Genomic DNA, 13585 nt, shown 5'->3' with positions numbered 1-13585 from the left:
GGGGGCTGAGGTCCGCTCTTAATGGAAACGACACGGCTACGGTAGTCGTGTCGTTTGTAATGTGACGTTAGGGCAGATGCCTTAGTCTTTTATGCGTCGTAGAAGATTGATCAGCTGATTGCGCGCCTTTTCTCCTCCAAGGCGGCTGATGAGCTTTTCCTCATTATGTTTCCAGATCTCGGAGAGATTGCTGAGCATTTCGCGGCCATCAGGTGTCATATCTAGAAAATGTACCCGGCGATCCGTGTCTGATTTTCTGCGGGCCAGCAGCCCCTTGGCTTCCAAATTGTCAATGATTGCAACGAAGTTTGCTCTTTGTATGCCGAGCGCCTCGGCAACGTCGCTTTGCTTGAGATCAGTGTTATTGGCCACGACGATAAGGACCGAGAAATCTGCGGGCCGCAGCCCGATCGATGCCAGGCTGTCATTAAAGTCCTGAACTACAGCGAGCTGTGCGCGACGCAAACGGTATAATACTGCCTCCGACAGTATGGAATAATCGACATCACTCCCCCCATAGGACGGCTTGTCGGGGGACGCTGCATACTTGCTTTTACTCTTTGAAGTTACATATGCGAGATTCCCATCCATCATCGACTCCTCTGATTCGATAGTGATATTAGTTAATTACAGAATTATCTTTATTAGAACAAGTTTAATAACGAATGAAAAATAAACGATATTGCTCTATTTCTGATAGTAATGTCCTGATGATTTTGTGATTTTGGTAACGATGTGCTTCGTAGCGCAGTCGGTGGTTTTGTCGGCGAAGTCACGGGCTTGGCCAGTTTCATGCGCCAATCTGCCCGATAACGGCTAGATACATACTGAAGGGTGGAGTGATGCAAGTCGCTGCATTTTCCGCATTGATGCGAAGCGCAACCTAGTCTAAGAACCAACATAGTTCAGGGCGATTCAGCGCCCTTACGGATGCACCCGTAGCTCAGCTGGATAGAGTGTTGGATTCCGATTCCAAAGGTCACAGGTTCGAATCCTGTCGGGTGCGCCAGTTAACTATTTGAAATTTCTTGTTTATCAGTCTTTTCTTGTCCTTTCCGGACAAGGCAATATCGGTAGCACAGCGTTAGCACAACGCTAACCGTGCCGGAAAAAACTCTTTGTTCTCAATGTCGATGTTTCTCGGCTGGAGCCACTGTTAGCACACTGTTAGCGCGGTCCACCTACCTTAGTAACACCATTGGAGACCAGGTTCCCGTGCTGAAAAGCGTCAAACAAGCCAAAGCCCCCTTCGTTCTTTTCCAGCGTGACGGCACAAATTGGTCCATGCGCTACACGATGGACAGCCGCCAGATCAGGAAGTCCCTCGGCACATCGGACGAAACAGAAGCTCGTCGGCTAGCAAACGAAATCTGGCACGAGCAGAATTATCGCCTGAAGCACGGACTGAGCATCGTGGAACACGCTTTCAACGAGGTGGCCGAGGAATTCATCAAGAGGGTCGAGGAAGAAGCCGAGCGTAAGGAACGCAGCGCCGATCACGCTTATTTCTGGCCGCCGAAGATCAGGCGTTTTCTCATCGGTTATTTCGGTCAAAAGCCCATCGACAAGATCACCTCGCCCGACATCGAACGCTATCTGGAATGGCGCAAAACCTATTGGACATCAGGACCGGGCAGCGACATCAACGAAATCCGTGTCGAACGCGAAAGCGGTCGTGTTTTCAGCCGCCCCGCTCCGCGCAAGATCCCCTCACTGAGTACGATCAAGGGCGAGATGGTCATCATCCGTAGCTTGTTTCAGCAGGCGGTCCGTTGGGGCTATTGTCAACAAATCGTCATTCCGAACCCTGTCATACGCAAACGAATCGATAATCGCCGCCCCGGTTTCACACCGGAGGAATATGAAAAGCTATTCAACACGGCTCTTGCCCGCATCTCTGAACTCCAGCCGAAGACGAAAGACATCAAGGCCAAGGATGGCCGCGAATGGACGATAAAGGCCACGCCAAAAAACATTAAGGCAGACCGCATCCGCCTTTATTGCTATATCGAGATCATGGCCCATTCTGGCATGAGGCCGACAGAAGCCAAGAACCTCACTTGGGCCAACATCATCGGCTTCAGCGAATGCAAGAACAAGCCCATTGGAGAACAAGACGTGCGCCTGCAAGTGCGCGGCAAGGGCAAGCACGGCACCTCCATCCCGCTTCTTGACGTTATCCCGGCGCTATCGATGCTTTGGGATATGTTCGAAAAGGAGGTCGGTCGTGAACCGGAAGACGACGATCCAGTGTTTACCGACGCAGAAGGAAAGCAAATTCTGTCTTTCAAACGGAGCTTCAACGAACTTCTGAAGGCAGCTGGTCTCGAATACGACTATCGAGGCGTCCGCCGCACTCCATATTCGTTGCGTCACTATTATATCTCGACAATGCTCATTAAAGGCGCGTCGATCTATGACGTGGCGCTAAACACGCGCACCTCATTGCAGATGATCGAGCAGCATTACGCCCATGTTGCTACCGAACATATCAAGGATAGGCTAAGGCCGGGGCAGGTCGGCTGGTAGGAGGCAGCTCAACGACTGCCAATTAGGCAGTCGGAGATACTTTAAGCGAGAGCTGCTAACACATCAGTGCGCAGATCTATACAAATAGGCTGTCCTTCTGTCGGCTTCGTTAGACCAGAACGGCGTCCCATCCTCTGACCAAGGCCGTGGTTAGGAAGCACGGCTATGCAAGCATTTGCAATCAAGCCTAGGAGCTTCTTCCCTTTAATGGTTGATATGTCGTAGGCGCCCATCGCTGCCCACCTGGCAATCGGATTACGATCACCATCTCCAGGCAGTTTATTCACTGCATCTGAATAGGCATTCGAAAATAGCTGCATCCACTCGCCATGGTCATAGGACGCGATGGCGGTATCTATTATCTCCTGTGCAACATGTTCGGGAACATTCATGACACCCGCGACATGCGCTGCATTACAAAACGAGCTTTCTATATCAGACCCTGCTGTGAGCCAAACAGGAATGTTCTGCGCTGGGTATCCCTTCAATTCCTTCCACGCCTGCACATCCTCGTCGGACATAAAATCTCGGTCTCGGTGGATCAAGATCTTTATTTGCATTTTTGCCATCAAAGCCCTAGCTTTTTGGCCATTAGGCAAGCTTTCTTTACCAAAGGTAGGCCAAATCGCGCATTTTTGTGCGATCGTCGGCCATTGATTCAGTAAGTGCTGGAGCTTCTCTGTGTTGCCGTCTTCAGTGAAGATGAGAAGCTCTTTATCTAATATACTCCATCCCATCCGTTCGCGTACAACGTCGCCATCGGCTTTTGCAACTCCGTCTTCCAACCAGTGAATCAATGCACGATCCGAAAGGGCCCTGACCAAGTGCGGTGAGTGCGTTGAAATAACAATCTGTGTTTCCGGATATTCTAGCGAGGCTTTTTCAAGCGCTTGAATAAGAAGCTGCTGCCGCCCCGGATGGAGGTGAGCGTCTGGTTCGTCGATTAGTAATAGCTTAGGTCTAAAATATAACAGGTATGCGAATATCTGTACAACTTGCAGAAATCCGGTTCCGGCCATGTCGATCGATTTCCATGCGACCGTGTGGCTTTGTCCGTGTACTTTCATTTCATTAGTAAGGAATTTCACGTCGATATTGCGATCGCGCAGTCTATCGAATTTCACCCAGAAGGTTGTGTCGGGCAGGATCATCGACACCCATTTAGATAACTCGTCTAGTTTTCGATGTTGCTTTCCGGTTCCGTCAGCCCCAACTGCATGAGCTAGAATTATTTGTCTTAGAACGGAGCCACCTTCGCCAGACGCCGCCTTCCGGTGCATGATCGGTACCGCTAAGATCGTCTCCTCTTCCGCAGCGCCCGCGATACCAGGAATGTAGGCGGTGCTGGGTTTATCATTCGCGGTTATCTCTGCGGCAAGCGGACCTTGGATATTCGTCAGAACGCCTGCGTTGTTGCGAGCGGCACTGATAGCTATCGAAGTTTCCGAATCGTCGGCGTCGAACAGGCTAACGGATATCTTTCTACCGCCTGCACTGTTCTGAAGCTTGAGCTTATGGGCCAAATCCAAGAAATCTTTACTAGGAACAAAGTCCATTTGGTCGAGGGTGACTTTTCCACCTTCAGCGAGGGTTGCACACCTTACGGCCCAATGAACCCCTTTCAAAAATGAAGACTTTCCGCAGCCATTCTCTCCCACCAGGACAGTAACTGGACCGAGAGATATGGATAGTGGATTGTCTATTCTTTGGAAATTTTGGATCCTGATTGATTTGATCATCTGCAACTGAAATGGTTAGGATGTGAAGACTTTCACCACCTAAAGGCGATTCTCCGTGGATGTCTACAGCTAATAAACCACTCGCCCTTTTGCCAAACGGATGTATCTGGGAAACACGTTCAACGGTTTCGCAAAGGATGACACCATGTCGCATCTCAAAGCCCTCAAGCTCACTTCCGCAGTCCCAATTCGTGCGTCGGCCGACCCTGTACAGCGTTCGCGGGAAAAGATGATTGCCGCACTGGCCGAACAGAAGCAGATGGCTGAAGCAAAGATCGCCGGTCAAGCGTTGATTCCGACTCATATCGTGCGCCGTAAGAATGCTGAAGGCGTTCGGATCCAGGTCGAAGCCCCCAAGCGCGTCCGTCAGGGTTGGTTCACTGACGGCAACGGCAAGGTATTTTTCGTCCTGCGTTACGCGGGCAAGACTATCGAATTCGATAAGGACAAAAACGCCATCGAGGCCGGTGAGCTTTCGGCACTGCCAAAGATCATTGACACGTTGATCGAGGCCGTGCGTGAGGGCGAGATTGACGCGCAGCTGACGGCTGCTGCTGTCGAGCGTGGCAAGATGCTGCGTAAGCCCGCATAAACTGCGCAGTTTTCACAGGGAAAGCATCCGAACCCCATGGGATCATTTGATCCCATGGGGTTCGTGCGTTCGGATGGTGCTGGGACATCGTCAAGGAGCGTCACGGAAACGCGGGTTAGTCTTTGTGCTGTCACGCTGCATTTTCGCCCTTAGCTGCATTCCTTGATGCATCTGTGCTTCTGCTTGATATGCGTCGCCCGTCAGGTTTGACTCCGAATGTACGCGCAGCTCGGCTGTTTGTTCGCTCGTGTCTTTGAACTCGCCCTTTGCGCCATCTGGAATTTTGTTTCCGCCGAAACCGAGCGGAGATTTGATGGAAGACCATTTACCCGGCGATTACAACGACAAACCCACACAGGAGCAAACTGATCTGGCCATGCTGTTCATGACCGACCTACACGTGGGGTCCGAACGCCTATACAAGATCAAGCGCAAGGGCACGTCGCTGAACCTGCGCTATGAGATCGACGGCCAGACGCACCAGCGCAACTATCTGTCGGCGTTGTCATGGCGGGCAATTTTGTTCTTTGCGCTGGCCGAGGGCCAAACTGTCACCGTCCACGAAATGGACGAGCCGGGACGATACCGGCAGATGTTCCCGAAAACGCTGCTGCGCCGCCTTCAATGGCATGCACGGCAGAATGCGAATTTCCCCCCGGTCGCACGTTTCTATGACCCAAACGGCAAAACCGTCATTCTACTGACCCGGAGCCGCGTTTGCTGTCATGCCGTCGATGCGCTTCACAATCTCAGCGATGGCGGGCCGGTGTTTCAGTCGCTGTGGCTTTCCGACATTATGGCAATAAGACCCATGCTGGGCATTGAGCTTGTCCGTGACGAAACATTCTCGGCCACTTTGCCGATTAGCGCGTATCTAAAAGCTGCCGCGATAGCAGGGCAGATTGTCGATGAACCGAAGCTTTTCAGCCTGCCTCTCACTGGCCGCGTACCTCTGCTTGCAGCCCCGCCGTCATCAAAGGCAGTCCGCAGCGTCTTCGATCAGGCGTGCCTGAGAAATTCGGTATGGGAGAAGCTGCGTGGTCGCACGATCTACGAGGATTATGGCTTCTAGGTGCTTTCGACCTGCCCGTCGACTTGCGTATTGTCCGGGTGAGAAGTCAGCCTTTGTTCGCCAACTCGAAAATAAACTGTTGTTGCTTTGTCGCCAGCAATGCACCTGCGAACTTCTCTTCCGAGCCGTCTTGTCCCCAACGCAACACATACCGCAGGATCGGGACATTGTGTTCCAGCGTCAAGTCGGAAAGCCTTTGGCGCTCACTTTCCTCGGACTCCGCATCATCGACGAACTTGCTCGTCACCGGCTTATGCTTGCGGGCCAAAAGGTCCAACGCTATCCGATCCTGCGAGGTGATGAATTCGAAACCGACAATTGCATTCAATTGCGCGTAAAACTGCGGCTCCGGCAATACCTTCTTCCGCAAATTCAAGTCAGGGCGAACGAAATACAAATTGGTCCGTTGGGAACGGTCCATGCTGAACATCGCGGTATATGTGGCTGCTCCCACGTATAGAGAGATACCACCCTCCAAATAGGCCAGTGGCTTTTGTAGTCGTGCGATGCGTTCTTTGAGTTCTGATGGTGTCATTGCGAATATTTGCCTATGCCGAATGGGAACCGAATTGCTCCGGTCCCCATAGCTGGCGGTAATTGAGTTTTTCTTAAAGCGGCTATTCAGATGGCCGCCTTCGCCATCACTCGCCTCAGTGCGCGCGTAGTGTGCTGCATCAGGAGATTGCGAGGCCACCGAATTGCAAGATCTACGAGGCTAAGCCTTCTAGTGACCTGAAAGATACGCTGCATAGTTTCGCCGCAGTCTTTAAGGAGGCTGTCGTCTTCGCAATGAATAGATCCTGAAGCTGGGGATTCTCTTATTTCGCGACTGCATAGATCGGGTTGCGTTCAAGCCAATCGACGGGACCCATCGATCGAGTTTCATTTGAAGCGGGACCATCCGGCAGCGGATTTCGTTGATTTCGGCGGTCAAAGGCCGGTACATTCCAGCCCATTCGGTTTGGTATTGGTCGATGGCGCTCTCGGCATCGGCTGATGTGTCGCTAAGCATGAAACTCCTCCGTTGAAAAAGTGAAGGTTTGTGTGAATGGGCTCCGGGACCATTTGGCCCCGGAGTTGTCGTGTTTCACGACAACCTGGCCTCTGCGGCGGTCGGATTGCTCATACCGCGCAGCCTGCGGAGGCAAACCAAGTCCTCAAGACGCTGGAACATCTGCCGAAAGCTCAACCCCCTGATATACGCGTAGTCGGCTCCCAGTACTTGCAAGAGCTTGTCGTCGGAAATGGTCTCGCCTTCTGCTAGCAAGATTTTCTGCGCTAGTGGCAGGAGTTCGCCAGGCATCGACCAAGGGCAATGGGCGACCTTGCAGCGGTCGCGAATAGGGGCGGCCAGCTTCTCAAGATGGTTGGTCGTCATGATGAATAGCGTGTACGGCATCACCTTGTCGATTTCGGCCTTGAGAGCATTTTGCGCCGAACCAGAGAAACCATCAGCCTCATCGATGATGATGATGCTCAACCCTCTTTCGTTGAACTTCGTCACCGATGCGAAGGTCGAAATCTTCTCACGCACGGTATCGATGGAGTTCTCCATGCTACCGTTGATGAACATGATGTCGTGCTGCGACACCTCCGCGCAGAGGTTTTCGGCGAGTGCACGCGCGAATGCGGTCTTACCTGTCCCGGCTGGGCCGTACAGCAGCAGAGGCCGTTTGTTGTTGCCGCCAACATAACTCATGGCGGCAAGCTTCTGATCGTAGTGGTGGAAGTCGGACAGCGCTTTCGGTCCGTAGGTATCGGCAAAATTCATCGTAATCTCCATGCTCGGGTGTTATGAGGTGGCCCTTAGCCATCGCGGTAAAATCAGGCCTGTACGGCGTCTTCGATCGCAACCTTGAGGCCTTTCGCCGTAACGCCGCTGACCTCAACGGACCGCGTCTGGCTTTTGCTGTCCGCAGCCTTGGCGGCTTCGCCTTCACTTATCTTTGCGATCGCAGCGAACACCGCGTTGAGAACCGCATCGCTGTCCAGCGTGAATAGGACGTCGTGGCCGCTATCCGGGTTACGGCGGCTGATATGGACGAGGAAGCCATCGGTGCCATCCTTCATGTCCGCAGCCTGTGCTGCGGGAATGACGAAAATCGGTGTGTGCTGCTTACGCGCCTTTGCCTTGCCGATTTCAGATGGCTTCTCGACCGACGACTTTGCCTTCTGGAGACGGATATTCTCGATGCCGCCTTCATCCTTGATCCACCTGGCCAAGTCTTCGGGCGTCTTCTCCTTGGCCTCCGCGGCTTCGAGAACCTTGCCGAGCGAGCTTGCACGGCGGCGGTCCGTATCACCGAACACGATCTTGACGGCCAGCGAGGCCGCGGAGGTTGCCGCATTCATGCTGATGTCGAACACGGTCGCGACCTCGCGAAGCTCTTCCGTCGTCGTGGACCGCAGCAGCCGATAGGTCTCGGCAAGGATCTCGTATTTGCGGTGATTGCTCAAAGCAAGCTCACTAGATTCCCATGCCTGACGGGCGCAGCGAAGCGTGGTGACCTTGGACTTCAGGGTTGTCTCTGCCCGCATCTGTTCGGCCAAGCTGATCGGGGCGGCGGGGGTTTCAACGATGGTGTTTTCCTGTGTGATTTCAGACATTTTTTTCTCCTGTGTGTCGTGATTGACAGCCAGAAGATCGCCCGAACCCACAAGTTCTTCATCGAGTATTATTTGCGGAGGTATCGGATATATTCTTTTATTTTCAATTGCTTAGATTGATTGGATTTTTGAGGTGAATTTTCGGATGTGAGAAATGCGTTATATTTGCCTGCGACCTTCTCGGCTAACGCTGGGTCCAAGCGAAGGCGCCTGCTATGCGGACCGATTTGCACCGCCGCTTCGATACATATGGCTAGTCTGGCGGTGCGCGACTGGATTGACTTCATCGAAGGAAAGGGCGGCAGCGAGGCCACGCAATAACGCTGTTCGAGCCTCTGGATATCTACGGGGGAGAAGTATCGTGGGTTTGCAAGTTCCCGCTCGACGTTTCTCAGAATGGCGCAAGCGTCGTAAGACGGCTTCACCTGCCACTCCTTGAGCCGTTGCTGAAACGGCCCTGCAGCAAACCCGGAACCCTTCTTACGCTTCTGCTCATAATAATGACTGATCGCTTCGAACCGCTCTTGCGGAGTGTCGCGCATCATCAATGCGAACGCATCCAGCCGCACCAGGCTGGCAACTGGCGCGGCAAGCCGCCGTTCGAGTTCCTGTTTGATGGCACGCTCGCGTGGGAACATCCCATCATCAAGGAAATCGTAAAGGGCCTTGCGGATGATGGCAGCACCTCGCACCAAGCGTGCCGGGGATTGGTCGATCTGCTCAGGGACTGGCCAGGGTTCGGGCCAATAGAGCTTGATGAGCGCCAATTGCTGCAGGCTGAAGGCGCGCAACGGAACGTGCGGGGGTAATACCTTGCGGAACGGCCCGCGTCCCTTTCCATAACGTCGCATAGGAGTTTTCTGCCGGAGAAAATGGTCGAGGCGGGCAGTTTCGTGCAACGCCCATAACCGCTCAAACAGATCGACAGCCTCGATGGTGCTCAGTGGAAGTAGATCTTCGCGGAAAACGTCGCGCAGACGCTGAACAGAGGGAACCTGTGTGTGGGAAGGAAAGATGGAATTATTGACGTGTGGGGAAATACTGCTCATCAACGCGGTATCGGAATGAAAGGAACGAAGGTGGTAGATTGGCGGCTAATTCCTTGCCAATCCATTAACTTTGCGCTTTCGGCAAAACCTTGTGCGCTGTTTCGGGGAATTCGATCTGGACGGATCATTGGGGGGTGATGGGTGTCGATGTTTGAATGTCAGTCGTCTTCGACCGTGTCACGCTCTGCGCGTTCGTTTCGAAGACGTTTTGGTTGTCTTGAACCTTGTCATCTGTTGGTAGAATACATCTGCCGCTCTGCAAACATAGCAGCAGTAAACGTACCAGAATTGCAGCCTCTCATGCGCGTAGCGTGGCAACAGCGCCGGAAGCATACAAAGATGAGTTATCGGTTCATAAAGTCCCAGGTGCAAACGACCTGATCGCCGCTGAACCACGGCAATGACATTTCTTTAGTACAGTAGCGTGCGCGCCTTTCAGCATCTCCGATCGGCAGCAATAAGGAGTTGCCACCCGGACATAGCTTCGTCCAGTGGTTGCCGATGATCATGTGAATATTGTTCTCGTCATGGGGCGGCAGACGCAGCGTGCCGTGGGCGTGGATTTTTCCTTCAACGTGTTCAAAGATGAACACACCTTCGGTCCGCTCATCTTTCGCCAGCTTTTGCCATCTCGGCCCCAGCAGTGCCCGGTCAATACGGGCAAGCAGGCTTTTCAGGTCTTTCCGTATTCCGAGTATCGATCCCTCGCCATTTGTAACCAATGTCAGGAAGCCATTGGGCCGAATGGTTTTCGCCATGAGTTCCACATACGCTTCCCGCAGCTCGCGATAATTGATGTCTTTCATCTGCGCCATGCGCCTCTCCTTGCTGCTCGGTCAGCAGCGCAATTCCGATAAATATCTCAGCTATTTAGCGGTGAGCAGCAGAACCAACATCAAACCGGTCAGAACTGCAGGTTTTAAAGGAGGGATACAATGGTCAGCGATATCGAACTTGTGGAAGCAGTCTGCGAGCGCATGCTGCAGGTACGGCTTGTGCAGAGCAAGGCCGAGTTTTCGACGCGGATGCTCGGCAAGGGTCCGAGCTATCTGACGTCGATGAGTGCGCGGGGTCGGCAAGTGCCGCAGGAAGTCGTGGCGTTTCTTAGCGACCAACTGACGGCAGATATCGAGGCTGATGATGTCGCAATCTCCATTCTATCCGAACAATGCAACCAGCACCGACGTGATCAGGATCACCGTAATGACCTGCTCGGCTGGATCGCACACCACCGGGTGTTTCCGATGGAAGACACGGCGAAGGTACTTGCGCAGCAGAAAAGCGACGTGACTGCTTCCTCAATCCTGCAGAAGCTTGCCGGTTGGCTGTCGCGCCACCGCGCGGCAGTTCCGTGACCATCGAACTTGTCGTGTTTCACGACAAGTCGGCTAAAGCAGATCGACGGCAGCTTTCATCATCTCGTCACGCACATCGATATAGCGCTGGGTGGTCGTCAGGTTTCGATGACCGGCCAGCGTCATGATGACCTTCGGGCTGACTCCGGAATGTGCAAGTCGGGTGATGAACCAGCGGCGACCACTATGCGAAGTCGCCCCGTCGAGACCGGTGCTCTTGTATAATTGTCCCATCAGTTGGCAGAGCGTGTTTGCAGAAAACGCAGTCCGTTTCTGCGTCAAAAGCAGTGGTGAATCGTTATCCCGACTTTCTAACCAGTCCATCCGATAACGCGCGATCTCACGGCGCAGCTTTTCATTTAAAAAGATAACGCGAGCGTGACCGCCCTTGGTAATCTCGGCTCGCAGCCGTAACTGCTCTCGCACCTTGCCGTCGCCGTCGATTAAATCGTGGACCGTAAGCGCGGCGATCTCACCCACCCGCAACCCTGCAAGATGCGACAGCATCAGGGCAAGCCGATTGCGACCGGCATGCTTGGATTGCGCCACTACGGCCAGCAGCCGCTTGAATTCGGTATCCGTTAGAACCCGAGCTTGCTTCATTGAAACCTCATAAAAAGCAGCATTTTCCTACCGCAAGTTATGTTGCCGATGAGCAGATAGGGCGAGCGTTGTTTGCTGAGCGAAAATTATTCTACGGGATCAAGGCTTCAGTGCCATCCAGAGCGCAAACGTCAGAAAATGTGTGTTTTATGAGGTTTGATCTGACGAGAGAAACTGAAGGAGCGGCAAACCCACTTTAGTGCGGCCAACTATTTTTGCGTGCGGAGCAATAGCAAAACCAGACCATCTAGGCAGTCAGGAAACACCTCTTCGGTGAATGGGACAGAAATTCGTCTCTACTCGATTATCGGGCAGCAGCCGAACAAATATCGGTCTCATCGGGTCGATCATTAGATCAATCAATAAACCGAAATGGAATGGGATTGGATTTTCCCCTCCAGCGCCGTGGATTATAGTTCCACCGGCCAATCTTTAGACAATTCGCGCAATAATCGGGGTAGCAGATAGAGTAATTATCACCGAGGCATTTCTCATAGAAATTTCTGCGCTTGTGGCAAACTCCCCAGAAATTTGACTAGTTTGTCCGAGACTATGCGCATCGGTCTAGAGCCAATCGCAAAACATAGACTTAAAGGTAACAGAGGCCAGACGACGAATAGGCGGCTGAAGTTGGGTGTAGGAAGCGAATGAAGATGGACGGGTTGAAGTTTGATATTGCGCGGTTCCTTACACAAAGGGCTCTAATGAAGCGACGCGCTACGTACCAACATGTTGGCGAAGCCGTCGGATGGGGGCATCCGACAGGGCGTGGCCTTGGGCCTCATCTCGAAGTTCTCTTACATTATCTGGCGGACCGAGGGCTCCCTCCTTTGACCACCATTCTCGTCAAAAAAGGCCGACGCCATCCGGCAGAGGATGCCATGAACTATATCCGCGGCGCGCTTGGCAATATCGACATCGACGCGGCGCAACAAGAAGTCTTCTCGTTCGATTGGAATACGATCCCCGAGTTTGCTCCTCCTGGGGATGTACTTCCTGTTAATCGAGGCGTTTGGCTGACATCGTTCTGGGGCTTCGACCCAGTTGAATGGGGATGCATTGGTTTTGCCAACGAGTGGCGACGCAACTCTTACATAAAAAACTCACAACCCGGCGGACTGGTAGCAATCTACGTAACCAAGCACAGGGGGCCAGAAAGTATGCGCGGCAAAGTCATTGGCGTGTTGGAGGTCTCACATGAAACGGGCCACGCTAAAGACTTTATTTCTGGCGAACATTGGGCAAAAAAGGAGTTGGATCCAAACAGCAAAGGGAAATGGCCATATGCAGTTAAGGCCACACGAGCTTGGCGCATTGTTCCTGAAGACTGGAAAAATGTGGAAGAGCTTTTTCCTCGCACCTACGGCGGCTCGAATCCGGAGGCTATTGGTGCGAACGGCGTACCAATTGAGGATGTAGAGGCGGCCAACCTCTTCGAACTTGATGTGTACGGGGTTCCCGTCTATGGAAATTCTGCCCTAATTGACCCTACGATTCAAACGCTAGAAACGGCCTTGACTCCGACCCGTGCCGTCAAGCCATCATCTCAACCATACTGGGTGGGTGAGACTGACGGGCCTAAACACCTGTATATTCTTCGACTAACGGGTGACATTGCCGCTTATCTTGGTCGACCAGCGAAAGATCTGGAGGGCAAGCACATTATTAAAGTTGGCTTTTCAAAGAGCCCTCTTGCTCGCAGAGATCAAATCCAAAGCGCCTATCCCAAGGGCACCTTCAACTGGGAGAGGTTCAAGCCTGATCCGCAGCCAGAGACCGCCCCCTACGCAACCGCGGTGATAGCCATCGCGGGCGAGGATGCGATGAAAAAGCGGCTGGTGGACGAAAAAGCAGAGCCACTTGGCGGCGAGTTCTTTCTTGCTGATGATTGGCTACTTTACAACATTTGGGGAGCCGGCAAGCTAGCTGCAGAACGAGCTCAAGCTGCCCTCGATACTTCGACGTCTCAGTCGAACAGCTGGAGCGATGATATGTTAAGGGTGCTCAAAGACTGAATGCGATCCTAACTATCACTGCTC

Annotated in this window: 13 protein-coding genes and 1 tRNA gene; 6 read left to right on the top strand and 8 right to left on the bottom strand. The window is 52.9% G+C overall.

Annotation, left to right across the window (positions count from 1 at the left end):
• Window positions 1–81: 81 nt before the first annotated feature.
• Entirely contained in the window at window positions 82–594 is a 513-nt protein-coding gene (locus tag ACZ5FM_RS11970; RefSeq protein ID WP_464038789.1) for a MarR family winged helix-turn-helix transcriptional regulator, read from the bottom strand.
• Between the two features lie 338 nt (window positions 595–932).
• Between ACZ5FM_RS11970 and ACZ5FM_RS11965 the strand changes: the two genes are divergently transcribed.
• Window positions 933–1009 (top strand) — tRNA-Arg (locus tag ACZ5FM_RS11965).
• A gap of 206 nt (window positions 1010–1215) precedes the next feature.
• Window positions 1216–2529: a tyrosine-type recombinase/integrase gene (locus tag ACZ5FM_RS11960; RefSeq protein ID WP_464038788.1), complete on the top strand. Its 1314-nt coding sequence runs from the start codon at window positions 1216–1218 to the stop codon at window positions 2527–2529.
• Between the two features lie 41 nt (window positions 2530–2570).
• Here ACZ5FM_RS11960 and ACZ5FM_RS11955 read toward each other — a convergent pair whose 3' ends face one another.
• The gene (locus tag ACZ5FM_RS11955; protein WP_464038787.1) at window positions 2571–4268 is read right to left on the bottom strand and encodes an AAA family ATPase; all 1698 of its coding nucleotides are present in this window, start codon (window positions 4266–4268) and stop codon (window positions 2571–2573) included.
• A gap of 145 nt (window positions 4269–4413) precedes the next feature.
• Here ACZ5FM_RS11955 and ACZ5FM_RS11950 point away from each other — a divergent pair, with 145 nt between their 5' ends.
• Both ACZ5FM_RS11950 and ACZ5FM_RS11945 read left to right on the top strand, forming a co-directional pair.
• A complete protein-coding gene (locus ACZ5FM_RS11950; RefSeq protein ID WP_464038786.1) occupies window positions 4414–4860 on the top strand; it encodes a DUF6641 family protein in 447 nt (148 codons plus the stop codon).
• 313 nt (window positions 4861–5173) lie between these two features.
• On the top strand, window positions 5174–5932 hold the full coding sequence (locus ACZ5FM_RS11945) for a DUF2958 domain-containing protein (protein WP_464038785.1): 759 nt from the start codon (window positions 5174–5176) through the stop codon (window positions 5930–5932).
• 46 nt (window positions 5933–5978) lie between these two features.
• Here ACZ5FM_RS11945 and ACZ5FM_RS11940 read toward each other — a convergent pair whose 3' ends face one another.
• The 5 genes from ACZ5FM_RS11940 to ACZ5FM_RS11920 form a co-directional block, all read right to left on the bottom strand.
• On the bottom strand, window positions 5979–6467 hold the full coding sequence (locus ACZ5FM_RS11940) for a hypothetical protein (protein WP_464038784.1): 489 nt from the start codon (window positions 6465–6467) through the stop codon (window positions 5979–5981).
• A 552-nt stretch (window positions 6468–7019) separates the two neighbouring features.
• Window positions 7020–7703, bottom strand: a complete 684-nt coding sequence (locus ACZ5FM_RS11935) for an AAA family ATPase (protein ID WP_464038783.1) — start codon at window positions 7701–7703, stop codon at window positions 7020–7022.
• Window positions 7704–7756: 53 nt separating this feature from the next.
• Window positions 7757–8539 (bottom strand): hypothetical protein, encoded by a 783-nt coding sequence (locus ACZ5FM_RS11930; RefSeq protein WP_464038782.1) that lies wholly within the window; start codon window positions 8537–8539, stop codon window positions 7757–7759.
• A gap of 68 nt (window positions 8540–8607) precedes the next feature.
• Entirely contained in the window at window positions 8608–9588 is a 981-nt protein-coding gene (locus ACZ5FM_RS11925; RefSeq protein ID WP_464038781.1) for a hypothetical protein, read from the bottom strand.
• Between the two features lie 344 nt (window positions 9589–9932).
• Window positions 9933–10403, bottom strand: coding sequence for a hypothetical protein (locus ACZ5FM_RS11920; RefSeq protein WP_464038780.1), 471 nt, complete (start codon window positions 10401–10403; stop codon window positions 9933–9935).
• Window positions 10404–10523: 120 nt separating this feature from the next.
• Here ACZ5FM_RS11920 and ACZ5FM_RS11915 point away from each other — a divergent pair, with 120 nt between their 5' ends.
• Window positions 10524–10943 (top strand): canopy family protein, encoded by a 420-nt coding sequence (locus tag ACZ5FM_RS11915; protein WP_464038779.1) that lies wholly within the window; start codon window positions 10524–10526, stop codon window positions 10941–10943.
• Between the two features lie 33 nt (window positions 10944–10976).
• Here ACZ5FM_RS11915 and ACZ5FM_RS11910 read toward each other — a convergent pair whose 3' ends face one another.
• Window positions 10977–11546, bottom strand: a complete 570-nt coding sequence (locus ACZ5FM_RS11910) for a tyrosine-type recombinase/integrase (protein ID WP_464038778.1) — start codon at window positions 11544–11546, stop codon at window positions 10977–10979.
• An 830-nt stretch (window positions 11547–12376) separates the two neighbouring features.
• Between ACZ5FM_RS11910 and ACZ5FM_RS11905 the strand changes: the two genes are divergently transcribed.
• Entirely contained in the window at window positions 12377–13561 is a 1185-nt protein-coding gene (locus ACZ5FM_RS11905; protein WP_464038777.1) for a hypothetical protein, read from the top strand.
• The last annotated feature ends 24 nt before the right edge of the window (window positions 13562–13585 follow it).

This window comes from Agrobacterium sp. 5Ca50 (assembly GCF_055381905.1).
This window is presented reverse-complemented; position numbering and strand designations above follow the sequence as displayed.

What these genes read in the sequence shown, in the direction of transcription:
- ACZ5FM_RS11970 (WP_464038789.1), bottom strand. Translation starts at nt 594, where the DNA reads ATGATGGATGGGAATCTCGCATATGTAACTTCAAAGAGTAAAAGCAAG.
- ACZ5FM_RS11955 (WP_464038787.1), bottom strand. Translation starts at nt 4,268, where the DNA reads ATGATCAAATCAATCAGGATCCAAAATTTCCAAAGAATAGACAATCCA.
- ACZ5FM_RS11950 (WP_464038786.1), top strand. Translation starts at nt 4,414, where the DNA reads ATGTCGCATCTCAAAGCCCTCAAGCTCACTTCCGCAGTCCCAATTCGT.
- ACZ5FM_RS11945 (WP_464038785.1), top strand. Translation starts at nt 5,174, where the DNA reads ATGGAAGACCATTTACCCGGCGATTACAACGACAAACCCACACAGGAG.
- ACZ5FM_RS11940 (WP_464038784.1), bottom strand. Translation starts at nt 6,467, where the DNA reads ATGACACCATCAGAACTCAAAGAACGCATCGCACGACTACAAAAGCCA.
- ACZ5FM_RS11935 (WP_464038783.1), bottom strand. Translation starts at nt 7,703, where the DNA reads ATGAATTTTGCCGATACCTACGGACCGAAAGCGCTGTCCGACTTCCAC.
- ACZ5FM_RS11930 (WP_464038782.1), bottom strand. Translation starts at nt 8,539, where the DNA reads ATGTCTGAAATCACACAGGAAAACACCATCGTTGAAACCCCCGCCGCC.
- ACZ5FM_RS11925 (WP_464038781.1), bottom strand. Translation starts at nt 9,588, where the DNA reads ATGAGCAGTATTTCCCCACACGTCAATAATTCCATCTTTCCTTCCCAC.
- ACZ5FM_RS11920 (WP_464038780.1), bottom strand. Translation starts at nt 10,403, where the DNA reads ATGGCGCAGATGAAAGACATCAATTATCGCGAGCTGCGGGAAGCGTAT.
- ACZ5FM_RS11915 (WP_464038779.1), top strand. Translation starts at nt 10,524, where the DNA reads ATGGTCAGCGATATCGAACTTGTGGAAGCAGTCTGCGAGCGCATGCTG.
- ACZ5FM_RS11910 (WP_464038778.1), bottom strand. Translation starts at nt 11,546, where the DNA reads ATGAAGCAAGCTCGGGTTCTAACGGATACCGAATTCAAGCGGCTGCTG.